The 23,951-nt window shown below is 70.1% G+C and carries 17 protein-coding genes; 5 read left to right on the forward strand and 12 right to left on the reverse strand.

The window, feature by feature from the left end:
• Positions 1–3: 3 nt before the first annotated feature.
• Both HMPREF9058_RS11245 and HMPREF9058_RS11250 read right to left on the reverse strand, forming a co-directional pair.
• Positions 4–1,071, reverse strand: a complete 1,068-nt coding sequence (locus HMPREF9058_RS11245) for an LLM class flavin-dependent oxidoreductase (RefSeq protein WP_009407218.1) — start codon at positions 1,069–1,071, stop codon at positions 4–6.
• An 83-nt stretch (positions 1,072–1,154) separates the two neighbouring features.
• Entirely contained in the window at positions 1,155–1,649 is a 495-nt protein-coding gene (locus tag HMPREF9058_RS11250) for an isoprenylcysteine carboxylmethyltransferase family protein (protein WP_043538345.1), read from the reverse strand.
• A gap of 252 nt (positions 1,650–1,901) precedes the next feature.
• On the opposite strand from HMPREF9058_RS11250, the gene HMPREF9058_RS11255 reads away from it, so the two are divergent.
• Positions 1,902–4,106, forward strand: coding sequence for a hypothetical protein (locus tag HMPREF9058_RS11255; protein ID WP_009747805.1), 2,205 nt, complete (start codon positions 1,902–1,904; stop codon positions 4,104–4,106).
• A gap of 28 nt (positions 4,107–4,134) precedes the next feature.
• On the opposite strand, the gene HMPREF9058_RS11260 is transcribed toward HMPREF9058_RS11255, so the two are convergent.
• From HMPREF9058_RS11260 to HMPREF9058_RS13645, 4 genes are all read right to left on the reverse strand, one after another.
• Positions 4,135–5,856: an MDR family MFS transporter gene (locus tag HMPREF9058_RS11260; RefSeq protein ID WP_009747749.1), complete on the reverse strand. Its 1,722-nt coding sequence runs from the start codon at positions 5,854–5,856 to the stop codon at positions 4,135–4,137.
• Positions 5,857–5,905: 49 nt separating this feature from the next.
• Positions 5,906–6,583 carry a TetR/AcrR family transcriptional regulator gene (locus HMPREF9058_RS11265; RefSeq protein ID WP_043538218.1) on the reverse strand — a complete coding sequence of 226 codons (678 nt, stop codon included), beginning with the start codon at positions 6,581–6,583 and terminating at the stop codon, positions 5,906–5,908.
• A gap of 381 nt (positions 6,584–6,964) precedes the next feature.
• A complete protein-coding gene (locus tag HMPREF9058_RS11270; protein ID WP_009747752.1) occupies positions 6,965–7,414 on the reverse strand; it encodes an RpiB/LacA/LacB family sugar-phosphate isomerase in 450 nt (149 codons plus the stop codon).
• Positions 7,415–7,452: 38 nt separating this feature from the next.
• Complete coding sequence (locus HMPREF9058_RS13645; RefSeq protein ID WP_009747785.1) at positions 7,453–7,605, reverse strand: hypothetical protein; 153 nt, start codon at positions 7,603–7,605, stop codon at positions 7,453–7,455.
• Positions 7,606–7,780: 175 nt separating this feature from the next.
• On the opposite strand from HMPREF9058_RS13645, the gene HMPREF9058_RS11275 reads away from it, so the two are divergent.
• Together HMPREF9058_RS11275 and HMPREF9058_RS11280 are read left to right on the forward strand one after the other, a co-directional pair.
• Complete coding sequence (locus HMPREF9058_RS11275; RefSeq protein WP_009407230.1) at positions 7,781–8,740, forward strand: alpha/beta fold hydrolase; 960 nt, start codon at positions 7,781–7,783, stop codon at positions 8,738–8,740.
• Positions 8,741–8,898: 158 nt separating this feature from the next.
• Positions 8,899–9,969: an alpha/beta hydrolase gene (locus tag HMPREF9058_RS11280; protein ID WP_009407269.1), complete on the forward strand. Its 1,071-nt coding sequence runs from the start codon at positions 8,899–8,901 to the stop codon at positions 9,967–9,969.
• A 24-nt stretch (positions 9,970–9,993) separates the two neighbouring features.
• Here the strand turns inward: HMPREF9058_RS11280 and HMPREF9058_RS11285 are convergent, their stop codons facing one another.
• The 4 genes from HMPREF9058_RS11285 to HMPREF9058_RS13870 all read right to left on the reverse strand — a co-directional run bounded on the left by HMPREF9058_RS11285 (position 9,994) and on the right by HMPREF9058_RS13870 (position 16,109).
• Positions 9,994–10,641 carry a response regulator transcription factor gene (locus HMPREF9058_RS11285; protein WP_009407386.1) on the reverse strand — a complete coding sequence of 216 codons (648 nt, stop codon included), beginning with the start codon at positions 10,639–10,641 and terminating at the stop codon, positions 9,994–9,996.
• Positions 10,638–11,900, reverse strand: a complete 1,263-nt coding sequence (locus HMPREF9058_RS11290; protein ID WP_043538220.1) for a sensor histidine kinase — start codon at positions 11,898–11,900, stop codon at positions 10,638–10,640. The genes HMPREF9058_RS11285 and HMPREF9058_RS11290 overlap by 4 nt, the downstream gene beginning before the upstream one ends.
• A 43-nt stretch (positions 11,901–11,943) precedes the next feature.
• Positions 11,944–13,923, reverse strand: a complete 1,980-nt coding sequence (locus HMPREF9058_RS11295) for a serine hydrolase (RefSeq protein ID WP_050798046.1) — start codon at positions 13,921–13,923, stop codon at positions 11,944–11,946.
• A gap of 173 nt (positions 13,924–14,096) precedes the next feature.
• Positions 14,097–16,109, reverse strand: a complete 2,013-nt coding sequence (locus tag HMPREF9058_RS13870) for a hypothetical protein (RefSeq protein WP_009747929.1) — start codon at positions 16,107–16,109, stop codon at positions 14,097–14,099.
• 411 nt (positions 16,110–16,520) lie between these two features.
• Here HMPREF9058_RS13870 and HMPREF9058_RS11305 point away from each other — a divergent pair, with 411 nt between their 5' ends.
• Both HMPREF9058_RS11305 and HMPREF9058_RS11310 read left to right on the forward strand, forming a co-directional pair.
• A complete protein-coding gene (locus HMPREF9058_RS11305; protein WP_009407022.1) occupies positions 16,521–19,079 on the forward strand; it encodes a bifunctional lysylphosphatidylglycerol flippase/synthetase MprF in 2,559 nt (852 codons plus the stop codon).
• A 49-nt stretch (positions 19,080–19,128) separates the two neighbouring features.
• The gene (locus HMPREF9058_RS11310) at positions 19,129–20,562 is read left to right on the forward strand and encodes an alpha/beta hydrolase family protein (RefSeq protein WP_050798062.1); all 1,434 of its coding nucleotides are present in this window, start codon (positions 19,129–19,131) and stop codon (positions 20,560–20,562) included.
• Between the two features lie 74 nt (positions 20,563–20,636).
• Here HMPREF9058_RS11310 and ppdK read toward each other — a convergent pair whose 3' ends face one another.
• The gene (ppdK, locus tag HMPREF9058_RS11315; protein WP_009747937.1) at positions 20,637–23,342 is read right to left on the reverse strand and encodes a pyruvate, phosphate dikinase; all 2,706 of its coding nucleotides are present in this window, start codon (positions 23,340–23,342) and stop codon (positions 20,637–20,639) included.
• Between the two features lie 139 nt (positions 23,343–23,481).
• Entirely contained in the window at positions 23,482–23,607 is a 126-nt protein-coding gene (locus HMPREF9058_RS13975) for a hypothetical protein (protein WP_009407275.1), read from the reverse strand.
• Positions 23,608–23,951: the final 344 nt, after the last annotated feature.

The raw sequence follows: 23,951 nt of genomic DNA on the forward strand, positions 1-23,951 counted from the left end.
CGCCTACGCCTCCAGGGAATAGCCCGTCACCGGCCCGGCGGTGTTGGGCTGCCAACCCAGCGCCGGGGCGACATGCTCGGCGAAGGCCTGCAGGATGTGGAGGTTGAAGTCGACGCCGAGCTGGCTGGGAATGGTGAGCATGAGGGTGTCGGCGGCATGGAGCGCCTCGTCCCGGGCGAGCTGCTCAATGAGGACGTCGGGCTCGGCGGCGTAGGTGCGCCCGAAGGTCGACTGCAGGCCGTCGATGACGCCGATCTGGTCGTGGGAGTCCTCGCCGCGCAACGCGAAGAACTTCCGGTCGACCTCGGAGACGATCGGGAAGATGGAGCGCGAGACGCTCACGCGCGGGGTCCAGTCGTGGCCGGCCTCCTTCCACGCCTCGCGGTAGCGGCGGATCTGCTCGGCCTGAAGGTGGGAGAAGCCCTCACCAGTGGCCTCGGTCAGGAGGGTCGAGCTCATGAGGTTCAGACCCTGGCGAGCGGTCCACTCGGCGGTCTCCCGAGAGCCGGCGCCCCACCACAGGCGGCGGTCCACGCCGGGGGCGTACGGCTCGATGCGCAGGCGGGAGCCGGCGCCGGGTGCCATGCCACCGCTGGTGTCGAGGTCCGCCAGCGGGACGCCCCGGACGGCGTCGAGGAACTGGGCGGTGTGGGCGTGGGCGACGTCGGCCCCGCGCGGGTCAACGCCGCCGGTGTAGCCGAAGGTCTCCCAGCCGCGACGGGCCTGCTCCGGCGAGCCGCGGGAGATGCCAATGGCGATGCGCTGGTCGGTGAGCAGGTCGAGAGCGGCGACCTCCTCAGCCAGGTAGAGCGGGTTCTCATAGCGCATGTCGATGACGCCGGTGCCGACCTCGATGCGCCGGGTACGGGCGCCGGCCGCGGAGAGCAGCGGGATGGGGGCGGCGGCCTGGCGGGCGTAGTGGTGGACGCGCCAGTAGGCGCCGTTGACACCGATCTCGTCAGCGCCGACGGCGATCTCGACGGCTTCCTTGAGCGCCTGGCGGGCGTCGGGGTCGCCAGGGCCGCGACCGTGTCCATAGTGTCCGAAGCTGAGAAACCCGAATGCTTTCATACAATCTTCAACTACTCGCGCCGTCGGATCATTCCGTCCGACCGCGCGATTCGGGTCACCCCTCCCTCAGGCGTCACACGCCTTCAGCGCCGGCAGCGCGCCTGACAGCCCCCTCGAGCACACGGCATACCCAGCCAGCGGGGAACGGCCTCCTTGTAGTCGAGGTAGTCCTGCCCGAACCTCTCCTCCAAGGCCTTCTCCTCGGCCGGGATCTGGTGGCGGTCGATGAGCCAGACGAAGCCGGCCAGCGGGATCAGCGCGGACGGGCTCCTGCGCGCGATCGCGTGCGAGAGCAGCAGGCCCGTCAGGCCCAGGTACATGGGATTGCGCGTCAGCCGGTTGGGGCCGTCCACAACGAGGTGCTGAGCCCGCTCGACCCTCACCGGGTCGACCGTGGTGCGGTGGCGAAGAAAGTTGCCCGCGCTTCCGGCGAGCAGACACATCGAGCCCCCGACGACGGCAGTGGCTGCCGCCACCGACGCGGGCGTCACTGTCCGACCACGAGTCATGGCGCTCTGCGCCGCGCCCGCCATCGCCAGCAGCACTGCCGGGGGCGGTCGTCTGAAGATCTGCTTCATCACCGGACCATCCTCTCACCACTGCGCTCCGGCAGCGCACCCGGCTCGGCCTGCGCGAGCACTCAAGACCACCAGAGCACCTCGACCAGCATCCTCACAGTGATTTATCGATCAACTTCACGGTTGGTTTCGCCACCCGTCATCTCTCCCCCGGTGAACAATGGCCAGGCGGTTCCATCCGCTCCGACGGGCTCAGCCCGTCGGACGGCAGCACGCACAGCCCCCTTCCTCCGACACAAGGCGAGAACAGCGATGAAGCAGTCAGCCAGGACAACCATCCTCACCCTGTGGGGCGCACTCGTCACCGCCCTTGCCCTGTCCCTGTCCATCACCGCACCCGCCGTCGCCCTCGACCCGGGAGGCAGGGAGGAGGCCCTGCCCACTACGCCGCCACCCGACCCCAGCGTGCCGAGCATCGGAACCACCGTCCTGAGTGACGGCACCCCCGTCGGCATCGTCGTGGCCGGCGGCAACGGCGGCCTGCTGCACGTCGTGGACCTCAATACCCGCACGCTGAGGTCGCGCGAGCGGCTCGTCCCGGAGAACACCGACGTGCAGCCCTGGGAGTTCGCCACGTTGTCGAACCGGCACGTCATGCTCGCCAGCGGCGGCGGACAGCTCTTCGAGATCGATCCGGACGCCCCCGAGGGACAGAAAGCCACGAATCTGAGCGATCCGTCCCGGCCCGGCTACGAACAGGTCGCCGCCTACAGCGCGTTCCTCTGGGACGTCGTCGTTGACGAGCACGACCGGGTCTATGTGGCCACGCAGAGCAATCACGGCGGCCACATCCTGCGATACGACCCCTCCGCCAACCAGGGACGGGGCCAGTGGACCGACCTGCTGCCGGGAGGAGTTCAGGCAGGAGAGAGCGACGTGCGCAGCCTCGCTTACGACAACGGTTTCCTCTACGCCGGGACAGGTACGAAGAACCCCTCCATCGTCCGGATCAACACCTCCACCAACGCCGCCACCAGGCTGGCGGTGCCCAGTCGCGTCACCGCCGGCCTCTCCCACCTCGAACGGCTGCAGGTCAAGGCCGGCAACCTGTACGTCGGCACGAGCGTCCCGGGCGGCGTCCGGCCGACCTGCGGGGGAACCTGCGTCCTGGACCCGGTCACCGGGGCGCAGAAGATGAAGGACGGCAAGGCGCTTGAGGTGGGCACCTGGTCCAGCCAGGTCGTCACTCGCCCCGGCGAGGCCGAGAAGGTCTACTACACCGTCCAGAGCCACAACACACCGACGCTCCAGGAGTACGACCCACGGACCAACACCTCACGGACGCTGGCCCAAGGACTGGCCTCCACGGCCAGGCCGAGTCAGTCGAGCTGGGCGACGCACGAGCACTTCATCTCAGCGGGCAAGGACGACGCCAGCATCGCCATTGTCCACGCCTCCGACGGCAGCGCGACGGGCCTCCCCAAGGACGCGAACGGAGGCAACGCGATCCAGGGATCACCTCGCGACATCCAGTCCCTGACGGCAGTCCCCGGCGGAGACCTCTACGCCTCCTGGTACATGACCGCCCCGATGCTCCTTCGCGCCACCCCCAACGCGCAGGTGGACAAGACGCAGTACAGCCTGCCCCAGGCCCCGCTGGGTCAGGTCGAGGGCTTCGGCCACAGCAGCAAGTGGTTCGTCACGGGCATCTACCCCAGTGGTGAGCTGGTCAGGTACAAGATGGGGGCCTCCGGGCCGACGCTGGAGAATCACCAGTCGGTGAGGATCACGTCTGATGCCCGCCAGGCGCGGCCGTACGCCATCGTGCCGATCAATGACGACGAGTTCGCCGTCGGCACCTCTCCCAAGAGCAAGGCCGGCTCCGGGGCGCTGTCCATCTACGACGCCGCGCACAACACGATCGACACCTACCCGCTGGACACGATCAACTATGTGGATCCGTCGCTGCGGGGCTTGTTGAGCGACCGCCGGCCGCTGTCGATCGTCCACCACCAGGACAAGCTGTACGTGGGGACCAGTGCCAGCGGCAACGGCATGAACCCCGAGCAGACGGAAGCGAGCGCGCCCAGGCTCTTCGAGTTCGACCTGAAGACGCGGAAGGTGACCCGGGTGATGACGCCGTTCAAGGACCAGCGTTCCATCACGGCCCTGACCTTGGGCAGCGACGGCACCGTGTACGGGACTACCGGCATGCACGTCTTCGCCATGACCCCGGCCGACTTCACGATCGGACGCAGCCGGGCGCTGACCAGGCAGGGCTACGCCGACGCCAACCGCAGTCAGCTGATAGAGCGCGACGGCGTGCTCTACGGGATCATGGCGGGGCGCCTGCGGGCCCTGAGCACGTCCTTGCAGGATGAGGGCACCGTCATCGCCGACTTCGCCACCACACCTCAAGGAAAGGTCTACGTCAACTCCCTGACCCTCGGCGCCGACAGCAGTCTCTACTACGCGCGGGGAAGCAGGATCTACCGCTACCGGTTCCCGGCGGGCTGAGGCGGGCGCCCGGCCACCGGGCCGCCCATCACTCTGCGTCAGCCGCCGTCACCGGCTCCGTCGATTCCCGCTCCGCCTGCTGCGACGCCGAGTCCGGCTCCTGCGGCGACGTCGGCCCACTGAGCTCATCCTCGGCCGCGGCCTCAGCCTCGGCGACCTGCTCCATGGCGGTCTTCTGGGACAGGGGCACTTCGGGCAGGAAGAGGGCGACGACGGAGGTCGCCACGAACAGCGGGATCATCCAGCCGAAGATCGGCAGGAGGGCGTCGGCGTAGGAGCCGGCCACGGCGTCGTGCAGGACGGTGGGCAGCTGGTTGACCAGGGCGGGAGTGAGCGAGGAGGTGTCGGCGTCCTTGAACCGGGCCAGCTCCCCCAGGACGGTCGGGTCCGCGCTGCGGGCCAGCGCCCCGATCCGGTCCGTGAGGTTGGAGGTCAGGCCGGAGGAGAAGGCCGCACCGATGAGCGAGGCGCCCAGGGAGACGCCGACCTCGCGGAAGAAGTTGTTGCCGCTGGTGGCCGTGCCCAGGTGCTTGGCCGGCAGGGCGTTCTGCACCACGGTGACCAGGAGCTGGAAGAACAGCCCGATGCCCGCCCCCATGAGGAAGGTGGCCGCGGAGATCTGCCAGACGGGCGACGTCGTCGACAGGCGGGAGAGCCAGAAGGCGGCGCCGGCGGCGACCAGGGGTCCCGCCACCGGGTAGATCTTGTAGCGGTCGGTGCGCGAGACGAGCACGCCGGAGAGGATCGAGGAGATGAGCATCCCGATGGTGATGGGCACCAGGAGCAGGCCGGAGGTGGTGGCCGAGTAGCCGTAGACCATCTGGAGGTAGGTGGGCAGGTAGCTCAGCACACCGATCATGCCGCCCATCGCGAGCATGCCGACGAGCGTGGAGACGATGAAGGTGCGGCTGGTGAGGATCGTCCAGGGCAGGATGGGGTCGGTGGCGCGCGTCTCGACGAAGCCGAACAGCCCCCAGCACACCAGGCCGACCACGCCCAGGCCGATGATGACCGGGCTGGTCCACGCGTACTGGTTGCCGCCCCAGGTGGCCATGAGGACGATGGCGATGGCACCGGCGTTCATGAGTCCGAGCCCCCACCAGTCAATGGGGCTGGTCAGGCGACTGCTGGGCAGGCGCAGCACCAGGAAGATGGCGATGAAGGCCAGGACGCCCAGCGGCAGGTTGATCCAGAAGGTCCAGCGCCAGGAGACCGAGTCGGTGAGCCAGCCACCGATGATGGGTCCCAGGATGGAGGCGATGCCGAACATGGCTCCCATGGGGGCCATGTAGGTGCCGCGCACGCGCGGCGGGATGAGGTCGCCGGTGATCGCCTGGGAGGAGATCATGAGGCCGCCGCCACCCAGCCCCTGAATGAAGCGGTAGATGATGAGCTGAGTCATGGAGTCGGCGGTGCCGCACAGGGCTGAGCCGATCAGGAACAGGGCGATGGCCACCAGGAAGAGGTTCTTGCGTCCCACGAGGTCGCCGAGCTTGCCGTAGACCGGCATGGCCACAGTGATGGCCAGGGTGTAGGCGGTCAGGATCCAGGCCATGTGGGCGGCGCCGCCGAGGTCGCCCACGATGGTGGGCAGGGCCGTGCCGACGATCGTCTGGTCCATGGCGGACAGGAACATGACGATCAGGAGCGAGGCGTAGACCGCCCAGAAGCGGCGGTCGGGGTGGAACTCCGCCCCCGGTTCGTGGAGGGCGGTGCCGGCGGAGGCCGGCGTCGAAGTGCGTTGAGTCATAGGTGTGGCCTTGTCGGTTGAGGGCGAAGGATGGAAACAGTTGGTTCAGTCAGTTGCGAGGAGAACGGGATGGGGAGACGACCTCGGAGATCGCCTCGACCATGGTGCGCACGGCATCGACCAAGGGGACCTGGGGGCACCGCTCCGAGGCCTCGGGGGCTCCAGGATTCTCTGGGGGCGCTGCCGCATCACGGCGCTCCTCCCAGGGGTGGGAGCGGCCGCACCACAGGTCCAGGGAGCTGCGCTGGATGGCCATGGCCAGGGCGACGACGGCGCGGGTGCGCGGGTCGTCGGGCTCGGCTCCCAGACGGCGGCCGGCGGCCTCCGCCAAGGACTGGGCGACGATGCGCAGCCGCTCGTGGACGGCGCGCTCCACCTCGGGGTTGTCCCGCACGATCTCCGGGAAGGACAGGAGCCAGCCGCGCTCGGACTCGACGGACTCGGCGCCGGAGGCGAGCAGGGAACCGAGGTCCTCCAGGAGGCTTCCGGAGCCATTGACGAAGGCCTCGACAACCGCGGGCACCGGAGGCTCCAGGCCCATGACGAGAAGGTCGGCCTTGGAGGCGAAGTGGTTGAAGACAGTGCGCCGGGAGACTCCGGCGAGGGCGGCGACATCGTCGACCGTCATCGCGGCGTAGCCGCGCTCCCGGGTCAGGGTGAGCGCGGCGGCGCGGATGGCGGCGCGGGTGCGTTGCGCCTGGGTGGCACGCAGGTCGGTTCCGGTCACGCACTCATCTTGCACTCAGTGCATCATTGCACTCAATGCAAGTTCGCGCGAGGTTCCTCACGCAGGTCATGCACCGGACATCACGGCCCCACGCGCAGCGCGACCGGCCACGATGTGCTGGGCGGTGTCCAAATCGGATACAAAGGCTCGCCCCCAGTTCGGACGCGCAGAAAGAAACCGCGCGATTCCGCGGTTCAGTCAGCGACTATGTCGGGCCTCGGACTCCTTTGTATCCGATTTGGACACGGATGCTCTTGCGGCACCTGGGCAACCCTCAGGCTCTCTCGTAGACAGCGACCGCAATCAGTTTCCGATAGGGGCCACGCACGTAGAGGCTGCGGATAGTGCCCTGGGCACCCGTCCGCTCGCGCGGGGCCGCCGTCAGGAGTGGAGGCGCGCCTCGTAGGCGGCGATCTCGCCGACCTTGGGGCCGTAGCTGCTGGTGGGGTCGTGGCGCAGGTCGAGCCAGATGTCGATGAGCGCCCAGGCTGCGGGGGCCGCGATGACGTTCTGTCCCATGCACAGGATCTGGGCATCGTAGTTCTCCACCGAGCCGCGCACAGTGAGCAGGTCGTGCGCGGTCGCCGCGCGCACCCCCCGCACCTTGTTGGCCGCGATGGCCGTTCCCACGCCGGTGCCGCAGATGAGAAGCCCGCGGTCGGCCCGCCCCTCGGCGACTGCCCGGGCGACTTGGAAGGAGACCTCCGGGTAGGTGATCTCCGGTGTGGACAAGTCGAGGACGTCGCTCACGCGCCCGTCCTCAGCCAGTCGTTCCGCAAGAGCGTCCTTCAGGAGGGCTCCATTGCCCGGGGCACCGATGGCGATTCGCATGCGCCCAGTCTCTCAGGCCTCGCCGCCCCAGGCGAGCCCTAGACGCTGGGGGCCAGGAGGTTGTAGGCAGTCATGGCGCAGACGCCCAGGAGGAGGATGCAGAAGGCGGTCGTCAGGGTCGATGCCGAGGCGCGTTTCGTCAGCGGCCCACCGATGGAGCCCTCCCACCATCGATGCCGCCGCAGCTGCACCCCACCCACCTCACTTCGACAGAAACTTCAGAAACGACGCGGCTCCGGGTCGTTTCTGAAGTTTTGGTTGGTGAGTGAGAGTTCGGTCGTGACGCCCTCCCAGCGAGCGGTGCCATCATGGGAGCGTGAACGCAACGAGTGCACACACGCCGCCGGAGGCCTGAGGGGGTCTGCCTTGAGACGTGCACTGCTCGCCGCGGGCCTCCTCGGCGCCGGGATCGTCATCTACGGCGCGGCTCAGGCCCTCGCTCTCAGCCGAGCCCGCGCCGCAGCCCGCGCGCGACTGCTCGCCCATCCGGTGCGAAGGCTGGCCCTCAGTCACGGCGAGGTCGCCTACGTCGACTGTGGACCACAGCCCTCGGGAGGAGGCTCCGGCTTCGGCCCCGGCTCCGGTTGCGAGACGATTCTGTCGGTTCACGGGCTGTACGGCGGATACGACCAGGCGCTCGACAGCGTCGGAAGCCTGGTCGAGCACTGCCGGGTCCTCGCGCCGTCGCGCTTCGGCTACCCCGGCAGCGCCGTGCGGGGCGACGGCTCGCCGGCCGCCCAGGCCGCCGTCTTCGCCGAGATGCTCGACCGTTTGGGGATCGAACGAGTCTTCGTCCTGGGAGCCTCGGCCGGCGGCACCTCCGCCATCCGCTTCGCCCTGGACCACCCCGAGCGCGTCTCGGGGCTCATTCTCTTGAGCTCGGCCGCGCCCTGGCCGTCCCAGCCCGCGGCGCCGCCCGGGCGCATGGGGCCGCCGGCGATCATGAACCATGACTGGATCATGTGGCTGCTCTCGCCATTCTTCGGTCCCGTCCTGGGCATGGATCCCCGGACCATCCACGGCATGCTCCCCCTGTCCGAGCGCAGGACGGGGGCGGACATCGACGCCTCGATCACCAACCGGGACATGGCGGTGCACTTCGAGGACTATCCGATCGAGGAGCTCAAGCCACCCGTCCTGCTCCTGCACGCCCGGAACGACCGAATAGCGCCCTTCGCTCCCCCGGCGGGGCACGTGCAGTCCTCCATGCACCGCTACCCGGACCTGACGACGTCGATCTTCCCCACCGGCGGTCACCTCATCACCGGCCACGGCCGCCAGGTCGAGGAGGCGATCCTCCGCTTCATCGGCCAGCACGCCGGCTGACACCGATCGCCTCACCGGCCCCCCGCCTCACGTCGTCCCGCCTCACTTCGACAGAAACTTCAGAAACGACGCGGCTCCGGGTCGTTTCTGAAGTTTTGGTCGGTGAGTGAGAATTCGGTCGCGGCGTCCCTTCCAGCGAGCGGTGCCATCATGGGAGCGTGAACGCAACGACCGAGCACGCGCCGGTGGACGCCTGGGGGCCGGATTTCCTGGGCCCGGGCTTCGAGGCCCGCACCCTGGAGCTGCTGCCCGACGACGAGGACGACGGCGCCGTCGCCACCCTGGTGCGCCACCTGCCGGCCCTCGACCCCGGCGCCCTGCCGGGCACCCCCACCACCCCCACCTTCATCTACCTCTACCTGCACGGCTGGAACGACTACTTCTTCCAGACCCACCTGGCCCGCGAGATCTCCCGCCTGGGCGGCGCCTTCTACGCCCTGGACCTGCGCCGCTACGGCCGCTCCTGGCGCGAGGGCCAGATGCTGGGCTGGTGCACCTCGCTGGCCGAGTACGACGAGGACCTGGGGCGAGCCCTGTCGGCCATCCGCGCCGATCAGGGCTGGGAGACCGAGCTCGTCCTGTCGGGTCACTCCACGGGCGGGCTTATCGCCTCCCTGTGGGCCGACCGCCACCCGGGGGCCCTGCGCGCCCTGGTCCTGAATTCCGCCTGGCTCTCGCTCCAGGGCTCCGAACTCGTGCGCACCGTCGGCGACCCGGTTCTGCGCACCCTGGCGCTGCGCGACCCGCGCATGTCGATCCTCGACGGCTGGGTCGACCCGGCGCGCGTCTTCTCCATCACCGATGGCTGGCTCCCCGAGCGTGACGGCGAGCTGCCCGATCCCGCCTGGGCCGACGACCCCTACGTGACCGGTTGGGACATCAACCCGGCCTGGTCGATCAAGCCCTCCGCGCCCGTGCGCGTGGGCTGGCTCCAGGCCGTCATGGAGGGCCACAACCGCGTCGCCCAGGGCCTGGACATCCGCTGCCCGGTGCTGTCCATGGGCGCGGCCTCCACCCGCCTCGGGGTGACCTGGACTCCGGAGTCGCGCAGCGCGGACACGATCATCGACGCCGACGCCACCGCCCGCCGCGCCGTCATGCTCGGCAAGCTGGTGACCATCGCGCGCTTTCCCGGCGGCGTCCACGACCTCACCCTGTCCGAGCCGCCCGTGCGCGAGCAGGTCTTCTCCGCCATGCGCCGCTGGATGGCCGCCTACGTGCTGCGCTGATCCGGTCCGACGACGGCCGGCACCTCAGACCAGCCCGTTGCGGAAGGCCCACACGACGGCCTGGACCCGGTCGCGGGCGCCGATCTTGGGCAGGATCCGCGTCAGGTGCGACTTGACCGTGCTGGTCTCGACGACGAGCTCGGCGGCGATCTCCGCGTTCGACATGCCGCCGGCCAGGAGCTGGACGACCTCGCGCTCCCGCTCGGTGAGCACACCGAGCGCCTCTCGGTTCTCGACCCGGCCCTGGCGGCGGGCGAACTCGGCGATCACCCGCCGGGTGACGCTCTGGTCCACCAGGCCGTAGCCGGAGGCCAGGCGGCGCACGGCATCGACCAGCTCCTCGGGCTCGCAGTCCTTGAGGATGAAGCCGTCCGCCCCGGCCTCCAGGGCGCCGAAGACGTCGGCGTCCATGTCGAAGGTGGTGACGACCAGGACCGCCGGGACGCCGCCCTCCCGCTCGGCGACGATCTGGCGTGTGGCCGTCAGGCCGTCCCCCTCCGACATCCGCAGGTCCATGCACACGACGTCGGGCCGGGTCGCGCGCACCACGCGCACCGCCTCCCTGCCGCCGGAGGCCTCTCCCACCACCGTGATGTCATCGTTCTCCTCCAACAGGATGCGGAAGCCGGCGCGGATCACCGCCTGGTCATCCACCAGTACCACCCCGATCACGCGTCCTCCTCCTGAGCCCCCTGAGCCAACGGCAGGACCAACCGTACCCGCCAGCCTCCGCCCTCCACCGGGCCGGCGTGGAGTGAACCTCCGACGGCGTCCGCCCGTTCCCGCATGACCGTCAGGCCGGTGCCGCCACCACCGGGGTCGGTCGAGGGCCGGTGTGCGGGGCCGTTGAGAACGGTCAGCTCGAGGGCGGTCTCCAGACGTCTCACCTCCACCGTGATCGGGGCTCCCGGAGCGTGCTGCAGGGCGTTGCTGATCGCCTGCTGCGCCACCCGGAAGACGGCGGTGTCGGCCCGCTGCGACAGGACCGGTATGCGAGCGGCGGTATCTCTGGAGGGCGCACCGCTGGAGGTGCTGCGGGTGGTCGCATCACCCGGCTCGTCACCCAGAAGGCCATCGTCGAACAGGTCAATGTCGACGCCGAGCACCCGGGTGGAGGCGACCAGCTCGGGCAGGTCGCGCAGTCCGGGTGTGGACTCCTCGACCTCCTCGTCACTGCGCAGTAGGCCCACCACGGAGCGGAGCCCGGAAAGGGTCTCCTTGGCCTGTCGGCGCAGCTGCTGAGCCGCGTCCCTGGCCGTCTGCGGGTCGCGGTCGATCAGTCGCTCGAGCGCGGCCGCCTGCACGACGATCCCGGCCAGGTGGTGGGCGGCGACGTCGTGCAGCTCTCCGGCCAGGCGGCGGCGCTCCTGGATGAGGGCCACCTCCAGCTGCCGGCCGTGCTCGCGCCTGAGGAGCTCCTGACGGGAGTGCTCGTACCTGCGACTGCTGGCCAGCGCCGCCCCGCCCAGCATCGGTAGCAGGCAGGCCGCCAGGTTCACCAGCACTCTTGTCATGGCCAGCTCCCACTGATTGGGCGGGTCTCGCCAGTTGTCGACCGCCGAGTAAGCCAGGGACAGCGCGGTCAGGAGAGGCACCGTTCGGCGCAGAGGAAACCGCATCCCCATACTGAAGGACACGACGAGCTGGCCGTAGCCGCTGGCGACGTAGCCCGCGGGAAGCAGCAATGATGTCGCCACCTCCGCCGACCACACCAGCGCCTGACAGACCAGGGGGCGACTGCGCCACAGCACGAGGGCCAGCCCCTCGACCGCGAGCGGAATCGCCGTCGCGGCGAACCACGGTCGAGGGCCGACCGGCACCGAGGTGCTCGCAAGGAACGCCACGGCCGGCTGAACCACGGCGAAGGTGAGAGCCAGCAGCACGTCGTTGCGCCGGATCGGGACCGAGCTGGTGGGATCGGACAGGCTCATAGCTGCATTGTCGCCGACGGGCACAGGCCTCGACGTTCCCCGGTCACAGTCCGAGCCTGGGTACCAGGGCGTTGCCGGCCCAGGCCCACCAGGCCAGTGCCACCAGTGTCGCCAGGAGAACGGTCGACATGGTGATCCTCCGCCAGCCCGTCCGGCGCCTCAGGGACATCACGAGGTCAGCTGCTGCCGGGATGACGGCCACCACGCCCAGAGCCTGAAGGACCTGGGCGCCCCGTACCACCGGGACGACCCAGGCAAGGGAGCCATAGCCCACGATAGAAGACTGAACGGCTGCGAAGACGACGAGTATCACGATCCAGGTGAACTGAGAGGCCAGCGCCACGGCGCCCCCGCCCCGAGCCACCCGGGTCAGCCACGACACCGGGGCGCCGACCTCCCGGCCCCGCGCGAGGGCCCGACGTCGTCGCAGTGCCCCGATCGGCCAGGCCACCGTCAACACCAGCAGCAGGACCAGGCAGATGCCGAACACAGGAGCGAGCATCTGCTGAACCGGTGTCATAGGGATCAGGGTCAGCGCGGGCCCCTGGCTGAGGCTGACGACCTTGCCGTCCTCAACCTGGGCGGCGAAGGCGCTGCGCCCGTCGACCTGCCGCCAGACCCAGGGCTCGACCTCGACATACTGAGTCTTACCGTCCTTGAGTCCCCCGTCGCCCGTCTGCTCGATCGTTGCCGGGAAGAGAGTCGGCACCCAGGCCGCCGCGAAGGAGGCCCACGGGACTCTGCTGGGCACGTAGGAGCCGGCCACCTGGCGGGCGCGCTCGGCGGAGTCCTTGCTGCCGGATGCCTTAACCGTCTCGCCGGGGAAGTAGCGGTCGGCGAAGCCCTGAGCCAGGTCCTCGCGCAGGTTGTTCGAGGAGTCGCTGTCGTTACCATCGCCGTTGTAGGCGATGAAGATGCCGGTGTTCTCCTCGGGGTAGAGCTCGAACTGGGAGTGCCACCCCACAATGTCGCCGCCGTGCCCCACGACTCGCCGGCCGTGACGGGAGAGGTCGAAGTAGCCCAGGCCCATCTCCCCGGCCTTGGCCCGGTTGCCGAGCCGCTCCTCCCCCAGCCCGGGCGACCACATCTGCTCCCAGGTCTCCTCACGCAACAGCTTGGGCGAGCGACTCAGCTGAGCGTTCATGAAGGCCGCGAAGTCCGGAGCCGAGACAGTCAGCGAGCCGGCCGGGAAGTCACCCATGAGCTCGAAGGGGACCTCCTCACCCGTGGAGGTGTAGCCCGGGCCCAGGGAGCCGGCCATATCCTTGGGCAGGGGCTGCTCATAGGTGGAGGAGGTCATGCCCGCCGGCTCCAGGACGTGCTCACGCACATAGGTCTCAAAAGGCTGACCACTCACCCGCTGCACGATGTAGCCGGCCAGGGCCATGCCGTAGTTGGAGTACCCCGGGGTGCTCCCCGGCTCGAAGACCTGCACCGGCGGATTGGTCTTGACGTAGGCCTCCAGGTCCGTCTCGTCCTGAGCCATCCGGATGCTCTCCTCGAAGCCCGCCGAGTGAGTCAGGAGGTTGCGCAGGGTCAGGGGCTCATCGAAGCGCCGCTCGATCTCGAAGTCCAGGTAGGCACTGATATCGGCATCGAGGTCCACCTTGCCCTGCTCCACTAGCTGCATGGCCGCGATGGAGGTCGGAATCTTGGAGATCGAGGCCACCCGGAACAAGGACGTCTGCGGGTCCACGGCCACCGGCTGCCCGCCCGAAGCACCCGTATTGGACCACCCATAACCACGGGTGGTCACCACCTGACCGTCCTTGACCACCGACACCACAGCACCCGGAATATCCTCGTTCTTCAAGGCATCGGGCAACTTCCCGTCCAACCAGGCATTGACGTCCTTGGCCGTCAGCTGATGCTCACCGGACGGAGGCTCACGCGGCGGCAAACTGGCCGACGACGACGTCGAGCCGCAGGCGGTCAGCAGGGACAACGAGGCCAACAAGGCCACCACAACCAGAGCCGCACCCCTGCGCGTCACGTTGCGCGTCACGTTGCGCGTCGCGTTCATGGTCATCTCCCCGGCCCGCGTGGTCGGGAAAGCCGCGAGCCGCCTCCAGCCTCGCGGCATCGGGCGACCCTCCTCTACGGGCGCAGGATGTCAGGGGGTTTACGACCTACGACCTAAGGGACTCGATCGCACGGACGAGCCGACCGGACAGTCAGACTCGGGGGCAGGGGGCTTCAGAGGCCGCGGTCGGCCAGGTCGTCGCGCAGGTCCCCCAGGTGGGCGCCGTGCACCCCCACGCGCCACACGCGCCAGCCATCGGCATCGGTGACGGCCTGGGCGGCGTTGGCGGCCGACGTCGGGTCGGTGAAGGAGCGCCCGTCGGACAGGGTGATGACCCCCTCCACCGACAGGATCGCCTCGTGGTAGATGCCTCGGCGCAGCCGCTGCCAGACGATCTGGGTCGGTTTGCCCAGCGAGGCCGCCACGGCCGCCAGCTCCGCAGTCTCCTGGACCAGGAGAGACTTGGAGGGGTCCCCGCCCAGCGCCTCGGCCACCGGGTCGAGCCCGTCGGCCGAGCCGCGCAGCGGCTCCCAGGACACGAGCGGCACCGCGCCGGTGGGCGCCTCTGTGCGGGACTCGTTGGGGGCGACCGTGGACCAGGCCTGCGCGGCGGGCGCAGCCGAGGAAGCCTCAGGCTGAGAGTGCGCCGCCCGCGAGCGCCGTCCCATGCGGGTGCGCGAGCCGTCCGGGCTCGGGGCTTCGCCGGCCGAGGCCGCTGAACCACTCCCCCCGGACAGGCTGCTCCCGCCGAGGATGTCCACGCCTCCGGCCAGGGCGGCGACGGCCCGCTGCCCGGCGCTGGAGTCATCGGTGGAGTCGGAGCGGCCCCCATGGCCGGCGTCGTCGGCGACGGGCTCCTCGCCCAGGTCGACGACGGCGGGAACGGTCACGGTGTCACCGCTGAGGATGTCGGCCAGGTCCTGACCGACGCTGCCGGCGGCGCCAGCGTTGTCAGCGCTACCAGCGGCGTCGTGGTCACCGGTCTTGTGGTCGGAGTCGCCGGGGTGGTGGTCGGAGTCCTCGGAGCCATCCGCGGGCTCGGAGGCGGCGAGGGCCGGAGCGGCGGCATCAGAGCTCTCCGGTCCCGGCTCGGGCCGGCTCTGCGGGGCCTGCGGCTCAGCCTCGGCACGGTGCTCAGCCCCGTGCTCGGCACCGCGGTCGGCATCGGTCGCGGGTCCATCATCGGCAGCGTCGTCACTAGTGCCGTCGTCGACGGGGCCGTCGGCGACGTCGGCAGTCCCCTCATCCGGTTCGGGCGCGGCCCGCCCGGCGGACTGGGCGGCGCCGGCCTCCTCGGGGTTCTCGGGCGAGGGCTCGTCGGCGCCCTGGGCGGAGAGGGCGTGTACCTGGGGCTGCTCGGCGGTGACGGCCACCGGCTCGAACAGCTCGGAGAGCGCATCGGCGGCACCTGTCGCGGCGAAGGCTCCCGCCGGGATGGCGGCACTGGCCTCATCAACGCCCCCGGCCTCGGGAGCGGTCACCGGTTCGGAGGGCATGACGATCTCGATGGGGCCGGTGACCGGACTCATGTGCTCGGCCTGCTCAGCGGCGTCCATGCCCCGTGAGCCGTTCGAGCCGGAGGAGGCGGAACCGGCCAGGGCCGGGCGGGGCGCACGGGCCACGAGCAGCGGCCCCCCGGCGGCCACGTCCATTCCGGAGATCTTCTCCACCACGACGACGATGCGGGACTCGTCCACGATGCGCACGTCCACCTCGTGGATTTCCAGCCCGGAGGAGGCCAGCACTCCCAGCCCTCCGACGACGTCGGGCTCCAGGGAGGCGCTCAGGATTGTCAGCCTCGGCCCGGCCTCGACCTGGGCGGGCATGGCCTCGCGGAACTCGTTCCAGTCCTGGCTGAAGGCCCCCAGCCCGCCGGCGTACCTGCTGGCGATCTCACGGCGGCCCGCGGTGGCGGCCTGGGTCAGGCGCGACATGGCGGCCAGCAGCCCTGTGGAGTCGACTCTCTCCAGGACCTCGACGACGACGACCTGCCCGGTGGCGTCCAGGGCGGTCAGGCTCGCCCCGGTCTCGAGCTCCTCCCATGACAGGGGGAAGAGCGGGCGGCGCAGGACATCGACGATCTGACGCTGGATGGCGACCAGACTGTGAGACAGGGTGATGGCATCAGCGGAGCGACCCAGGCGCACGGGCAGGAGGTGGTTGCCGTCGAGCTCGTACATGGCCATGGATGGGGCCGCCTTTCCTCGTCGTCCTGCTCCGCGATGGCCCCCAGCACAGGTGGGCACGCGCGTGGACGGCTCACAGTCGAGTCCCCACGAACACAGTGCCCAGCCATCCTGTCACGACCGCCAGCACACGGCAGACTATCTCATGACGGCAACGAGGGGCGGGCCGTCACCCCACCACATCAGCCCACTCACAGGGAGAAAACCGCGAGAACACGGCCAGATCGAGGTTATCTCCTAGGGTTATCCCCGATTCTTGGAGAGACCGGTCTCATGGTCGCATCCACCTGGAGGTGGATGAGGATGCCCGGGAAGTGGATAAGAATGTCGGCTGGTCGACTCCCGGCGGGGAGCCCCGACCGTCCCCTATCGCATCACCAGCCTCCCATCACCTACCGCTGAGGAGCGTTCATGCCGTCGGCCTCGTCCACCACATCTCCCCCGGACGCATCCGAGCTCGCGCCCTCGCCGGTGCCCTCCTCCACCCCATCGCCCGCACCATCGCCGTCGTCGGCGCCGCCGGCCCCTGCGTCTGAGCCCTCGCACCTGAGCGCCTACGCGCACCGAGCCTCACGGGCCGCGCGCGCCTGGCTGGCCCCCGCACCGGCCGCAACCACCTGCGCCGCGCTGACCCTCGTCATCAGCATCCTCCTGCTGCCCTGGGGGCCCCGGGGGCAGATCATCCTGTCCGCCTACATCCACCAGCCCCAGAGGGTGTGGACCCTGCTGACCGCCTGGGCGGTCCCCGGCCACCTGCTGCCGGTGACCGGAAGCCTCATGCTGCTGTCCATCGGCGTGCTGCTGGAGCGGCTCCTGGGCACGCGACGGTGGCTGGCCACCGCCGTCGTCTCCTGCGCCGGGGGCATCGTCCTGGCCCAGGCGCTCTACCCCCTCATCGGGCGCGTGTGGGACGCCTGGTCCCCCTACCTCATCCACGCCCCGATCCAGGGCATCAGCCTGCCCATCGCCGGCCTGGTGGCGGCCTCCACCAGCGTCATGCGCCCGTCCTGGCGACGGCGCACGCGCCTGGCGGCCTTCGCCGTCCTCATCGTCTCGGCCGCCGTGACCGGAACCGTGGGCGCCCTGGCCCGCCTGGGAGCCGGCGTCATCGGCCTCATCATGGGCGTCGTCCTGGAGCGCGGGCAGCAGTCGGCCCCCTCCCAGGAGCTGCCCCGGCGCGTGGAGCGCGAGCTCGTGGCCTTCCTGGTGGCCTGCTGGGCCGTGAGCTGCGCCCTGGCGGTGGTGAGTAACGCCGCCGGCCCCCTGGCTGACGCCCGCTACGGGCTGACCCCCGCCATCCTGCCCAAGGACGCCGTCATCTACCCCGTCGAGCAGCTCCTGATGTGCATGCCGGCGCTCCTGCAGCTGGTCCTGGCCGACGGCCTGCGCCGGGGGCGTCGTTCAGCGGCCTACGGCACCATCGCCCTGCAGATCTTCCTGGGGGTGTGCGCGGCCCTGTTCGCCCTGGTGGAGAAGATCGGCGAGCAGCTACCCGAGTCCGGTTCCACCACGACCCAGCTCCTGCACAGCTGGCTGCGCTCGGGGCACCTGCTGGTGCCGCTGCTGCTCAACATCGTGGTCATCAGCCTGGTGGTGTGGACCAGGAGGCGCTTCACCCTGGGCTCGCGCCCCGGCGTCATTCGCCGCGCCGTCGTCGCCTGGGTCCTGACCCTCCTGGGCGGGGCGGTCCTGACCGTTGCCGGGGGCCTGCTCATGTCTCATGACTTCTCCCCCTACGCGACCTGGCCCGCCCTGCTGGAGACCTACGTGTCCTACCTGCTGCCCATCAGCACCGGCGGCATCATGAGCCTGATCGTCGAGCCCCTGACCCCCCTGGCCTACCTGCTCACCGCGTGGGTTCCGGTCCTGGTGTGGCTCCTGACGATCCTGTGGGTGTGGCTGGCCCAGTCCGCTCCCGCCCGCACCCGGATCTCCGACCGCGAGGAGCTCGTCGACCTGGTGCGCAGCCGCGGCGCCGGGACCCTGGGGTGGATGCTCACCTGGCAGGGCAACGAGGCCTGGGTCAACGAGGCGGGCACGGCCGGCTTCTCCTACCGGCCCAGCCGCGACGTCGCCCTGACGGTCGGGGACCCCGCCGCCGACGACGCCGACGTGGCCCAGGCGGTGCGCGACTTCGCCGACTTCGCCACCGACGCCGGACTCATCCCCGCCCTGTACTCGGTGCACGCCCCGGCCATGGAGGCCGCCCGCGCCATGGGCTGGACGATCATGCAGGTGGCTGAGGAGTCCGTCCTGGACCTGCCGGACCTGGCCTTCCGCGGCAAGGCCTACCAGGACGTGCGCACCGCCCTCAACCACGCCAACAAGGAGGGCGTCGAGGCGGTATGGACCACCTTCCGCGACTGCCCGGCCGGCCGGCGCGACCAGATCCGGGCCATCTCCCAGGCCTGGGCCAGTGACAAGCCGCTGCCGGAGATGGGCTTCACCCTGGGCGGCCTGGCCGAGCTCGACGACGCCGAGACACGCCTGCTGCTGGCCGTGGACGCCGAGGGCACCGTCCAGGGCGTCACCTCCTGGCTGCCGGTCTACCGCGACGGGCGCGTCATCGGCCTGACCCTGGACTTCATGCGACGCCGCGAGGGCGGCTTCCGCCCCGTCATGGAGTACCTCATCGGGCGCGCCGCCCAGGACGCCCAGGCCGAGGGGCTGGAGATCCTGTCCCTGTCCGGGGCGCCGCTGTCGCGCTCCGCACCGGCCGACGGCGATGCCTCCTCACGCTTCGACCCGCTCCTGAACCTGTTGGCCTCCGTGCTGGAGCCGGCCTACGGATTCGGCTCCCTGCACGCCTACAAGCGCAAGTTCAAGCCGCGCTCCGTGCCCATGTACCTGGCGGTTCCCGACCTGGTGGACCTGCCCACGGTGGGGATCGCCATCGCCCGGGCCTACCTGCCCGGTCTCAAGCCCTCCCAGACGGCGCGCTTCGCCCATGTGCTGATGAACCGTGACTGAGATCAGCGGTGCTGGCGCGCCCACCGCCGACGCCACCACTGCCGGCAGCATGGTCGGCAGCACTACCGGCAGCACGGCCGACGTGCAGGCGTCGGGCGGCGTCGTGGGCGCCCTCAAGGCCGTCCACCTCCTCCAGCCCTGGCTGGGGGCGGTCTGCGTGGTCGTGGCCGCGGTGGTCATCGCCTGGCTGTGGTGGCGGCGCACCCGCTACCTGCCTTGGCCTCGCCAGCTCGTCGTACCTGCTGCTGCCGCAGCGAGCGCAGTGACCTTCTGGCTGGTCGTGGACGTCATCTGGCATCCCGTCGCCGACGGCGTCGGCTGGTTCGTGTGGACCTGGGTGGGTGTCGTCGGCCTCGTCATCGCCCAGCTGGTCACCGGCAACCGCACCGAAGGACGTCACCGGGCGGTGCGTTCACGCAACCGCCGCCTGGTGCGCGCCACGGAGTCGGCCTCCAGCCTCGTGGCCGTGGTGGCCTCCTCCCTGCTGGCCATCAACACCTTCTTCGCCTCCTACCCCACCCTGGCATCGGTCCTGGGCTACGGGGTGGCGACCACGCCACTCAACCGCCTGCAGGGCGCCGCGGCCCGATCTCCGGCACCCGTGCGTGGCCGCGGGATGCTGGAGGAGACCTGGAGGCCGCCGTCGGACATGCCCGCCCGCGGCCAGGCGGTCACTGCCGACATCCCGGCCGGTGACCAGTCCGGAACGAAGGGCTTCACGCCGCGAGGGGCCTTCATCTACCTGCCGCCGGCCTACCTGGGCTCACAGCGCCCGGCCCTGCCGGTCCTCGTCCTGCTCACCGGGCAGCCGGGAAGCCCGTCGGACTGGTTCGAGCTGGGAAACCTGAAGGACACGATGGACGCCTACGCGGCCAACCACCACGGCTTGGCCCCGGTAGTCGTCGTCGCCGACCTCCTGGGCAGCCCGTACACCAATCCCCTGTGCTCCGACACCGAGGCGGGCGGCAAGGTGGCCACCTACCTGGAGAAGGACGTACCAGCCTGGATCAGGGCGAACCTGCAGGTCGACGATGACCCCGCCCACTGGGCGGTGGCCGGCCTGTCCAACGGGGGCACCTGCGCGATGCAGGTCGTCACCCGCTCACCGGGCGTCTACCGCACCTTCCTGGCCATCAGCGCCGAGGAGCACCCCACGCTGGGCGGCGTGGAGCGCACCATCTCCCAGGGCTTCGGAGGAGACCGTGCCGCCTACGAGGCCAACGACCCGCTCTCCCTGATGTCCACCGCCCCACCCGGCCGCTACGACGGCATCGCCGGCATCCTGTCGGTCGGCCGCCAGGACACGAGCTACCGCGGGGCCGTGCCCGTCCTGGCCGAGGCCGCCACGAGGGCCGGGATGACGGTGAGCACCCGCCAGTACGACGGCGCCCACACCTGGGCCGTGTGGGGGCCGGCGCTGGCCGACCAGCTCGACTGGCTGGGCGGGCGACTCGGTATCGCCTCGCCGTCGCCGGCCTCCTGATCCCAGCCCGACCCCCACGACGCTGTTGGTCCGCGGGCCGCCCTACCCGGCTACCCGGCTACCCGGTTACCCGGTTACTCAGCCTTGTCCGCGACGGCCACGCGCCCGGCCTCCAGGCGGGCCACCGGCACCCGGAAGGGCGAGCAGGAGACGTAGTTCAGGCCCACCCGGTGGAAGAAGCCGATGGACTCGGGGTCCCCGCCGTGCTCGCCGCACACGCCCATCTTCATCGTCGGCTTGGTGGAGCGGCCGCCCTCGACGCCCAGGCGCACCATGCCGCCCACGCCGTCGGTGTCGATGGTCTCGAAGGGGGAGACCCCGAAGATGCCGTCGTCGGTGTAGTGGCCCACGAAGGAGCCCTCGACGTCGTCGCGTGAGAAGCCCCAGGTGGTCTGGGTCAGGTCGTTGGTGCCGAAGGAGAAGAAGTCGGCCTCCTCGGCGACGTGGGCGGCGGTGACGGCAGCGCGCGGCAGCTCGATCATGCAGCCCACCGGGAAGTCGAGGGCGTAGCCGGAGGCCTGGGAGACCTCCTGCAGCACGTGCTCCACGCGCTCGCGCGCCAGCTGGAGCTCACGCACCGACCCGATGAGCGGGATCATGATCTCGGGGTGCGGGTCGCCGCCGGCCTTGAGGCGCTCGACGGCGGCCTCGGCGATGGCGCGCACCTGGAGCTCGATGAGGCCCGGCATGGTCAGCAGCAGGCGGACCCCGCGCAGGCCGAGCATCGGGTTGGCCTCGTGGCTCTTGCGCACCACGGCCAGGAGCTCCTCATCGGCCGGGTCCAGCTCGCCACGCTCGCGGTCCACGGCCACCTTGACGCTCAGCTCGGTCAGGTCCGGCAGGAACTCGTGCAGCGGCGGGTCGATGAGGCGCACCGTCATGGGCTTGCCGTTCATCGTCTCGAACATCTGGATGAAGTCACCCTTCTGCAGCGGCAGGAGGGCGGCCAGGGCGGCCTCGCGCTCGACCTCGGAGGAGGCCAGGATGAGGTTCTGGACGAACTGCTTGCGCTCGCCCAGGAACATGTGCTCGGTGCGGCACAGGCCCACGCCCTGGGCGCCGCGGTGGATGGCGTGGCGGGCGTCGTCGGGGGTGTCGGCGTTGGCGCGCACCTCGAGGCGGCGGACCACATCGGCGTGGCGCATGAGGCGGTCCACGGCGGTGACGAGCTCGCGGGTGTCCTCGTCTCCGGCCGCCTTGAGCGCCTCGTCCAGGCCACGACGCAGGTAGGTCATGACCGGGGAGTCGACGACTCCGACCTCACCGAGGAAGACCTCGCCGGTGGTGCCGTCGATGGCGATGATGTCCTCACTGGTGAGGACTTCCTCGCGCCCCGCGATGCGCAGGGTCTTGCCGGCGGAGTCGACCTCGAGGGCCTCGGCGCCGCACACGCAGGTCTTGCCCATGCCGCGGGCGACGACGGCGGCGTGGCTGGTCTTGCCGCCGCGGGCCGTGAGAACGCCGGCGGCCGCGACCATGCCGGGCAGGTCGTCGGGGTTGGTCTCGCGGCGCACGAGGATGACGGAGTCGCCCTTCTCGGCACGGGAGACGGCCTCGTCGTTGTCGAAGGCGATGTAGCCCACGGCGGCGCCCGGGGAGGCGGCCATGGCGCGGGTGAGCAGGTCGCGGCTGGAGTCGTCGTCGAACTGGGGGAACATCAGCTGGGTGAGCTGCTCGCCGGAGACGCGCGTGAGGGCCTCGTCCATGGTGATGAGCTTTTCGTCCACGAGCTGGGTGGCCACGCGGAATGCGGCCGCGGCGGTGCGCTTGCCCACGCGGGTCTGAAGCATCCACAGCTTGCCGCGCTCGATGGTGAACTCGATGTCGCACAGGTCGCGGTAGTGGGTCTCCAGGCGGCGCATGATGGAGCGCAGCTCGTCGTAGGAGGCCTTGTCCAGGCGCTCGAGGTCGGCCAGGGACAGGGTGTTGCGGATGCCGGCGACGACGTCCTCGCCCTGGGCGTTGACCAGGTAGTCGCCGTAGACGCCGGTGCGCCCGGTGGAGGGGTCGCGGGTGAAGCACACGCCGGTGCCCGAGGTCTCCCCCATGTTGCCGAACACCATGGTGCACACGTTGACCGCGGTGCCCAGGTCGTGCGGGATCTTCTCGCGGCGGCGGTAGATGTGGGCGCGCTCGGTGTTCCAGGAGCGGAAGACGGCCTCGGTGGCCATGTCCAGCTGGGAGCGGGGGTCCTGCGGGAAGTCGATGCCCGCGTGCTCCTTGACGATGGCCTTGTACTCCTCGACCAGCTCCTGGAGGGCGTCCACGGGGAGCTCGTAGTCCATGGAGACGCCCCGCGCGTCCTTCTTGGCGTCCAGGGCGTCGGAGAAGTGGTCGCCGTCGATGTCCAGGACGGTCTTGCCGAACATCTGGATGAGGCGGCGGTAGGAGTCCCAGGCGAAGCGCTCATCGGAGCTGGCGGCGGCCAGGCCCTTGACGGAGACGTCATTGAGGCCGATGTTGAGGACGGTCTCCATCATGCCGGGCATGGAGAACTTGGCGCCGCTTCGCACCGAGACGAGCAGGGGGTCCTCGGCGGCGCCGAGCTCGCGCCCCAGCTCCTCCTCGACTCCACGCAGAGCGGTGGTGACCTGGACCGAGAGCTCCTCGGGGACCTCGCCGCTGGCCAGGTAGGCGCGACAGGCGTCGGTGGTGATGGTGAAGCCGGGGGGAACGGGGAGATCCAGCCGGGTCATCTCCGCCAGATTCGCTCCCTTGCCACCCAGGAGATCCTTCTGGTCCTTGTCACCCTCGCTGAAGCGGTACACGTACTTGGGCATCCTTGCCTCTTTCGGTTCTTGTGGAACTAGGGACTCCGTGCACGCGCAGGCGCACGCGAAGCACTCTATGTGACTTCAGTCCCATGCTGCAGGTGACTCATCCAGCCGCGAACAGGGCTGCGCCGGCCGGCCCGAGGGCTTAAGGGCGCAGCGCCAACAGGCCGGTGTGTCCCGGCAGGGTGATGCGGGTGGACAGGGGCTCGCCGTCGGGCGCCCCGGTGGGGCCGGGCAGGACCAGGCCGGCGGGCAGCTCCAGCGTCGCCATGCGCCCAGCCCGGCCCCACGTATCACAGGAGTTACGACAACTGCTCAAAACGGGTTCTTCGTGCCGTGGGGATGGGGTTGTGCGGGGCTTTCCTCGTCGGGGTCTCGGGGTACGTGGTCGTACGCGATCCCACCCGGTCGTACGTAAAACCGCGTGGTCGTACCCCCAGCGCACGCGGTCGTACGTAAAACCGCGCGGTCGTACCTTAGAGCCCCTCTAAGGTACGACCGCGCGCCGCCGGGTACGACCACGCGACGCCGAGTACGACCGCGCAGGACCCCGAGACGCCGAACCACCGGCACCCGCTCACCCCGACCACGCCCTCACACACGAAGAACCTCAAA

The sequence above is a fragment of the Actinomyces sp. oral taxon 175 str. F0384 genome (assembly GCF_000223355.1).
GTDB classification, from domain to species: Bacteria; Actinomycetota; Actinomycetes; order Actinomycetales; family Actinomycetaceae; genus Actinomyces; species Actinomyces oris.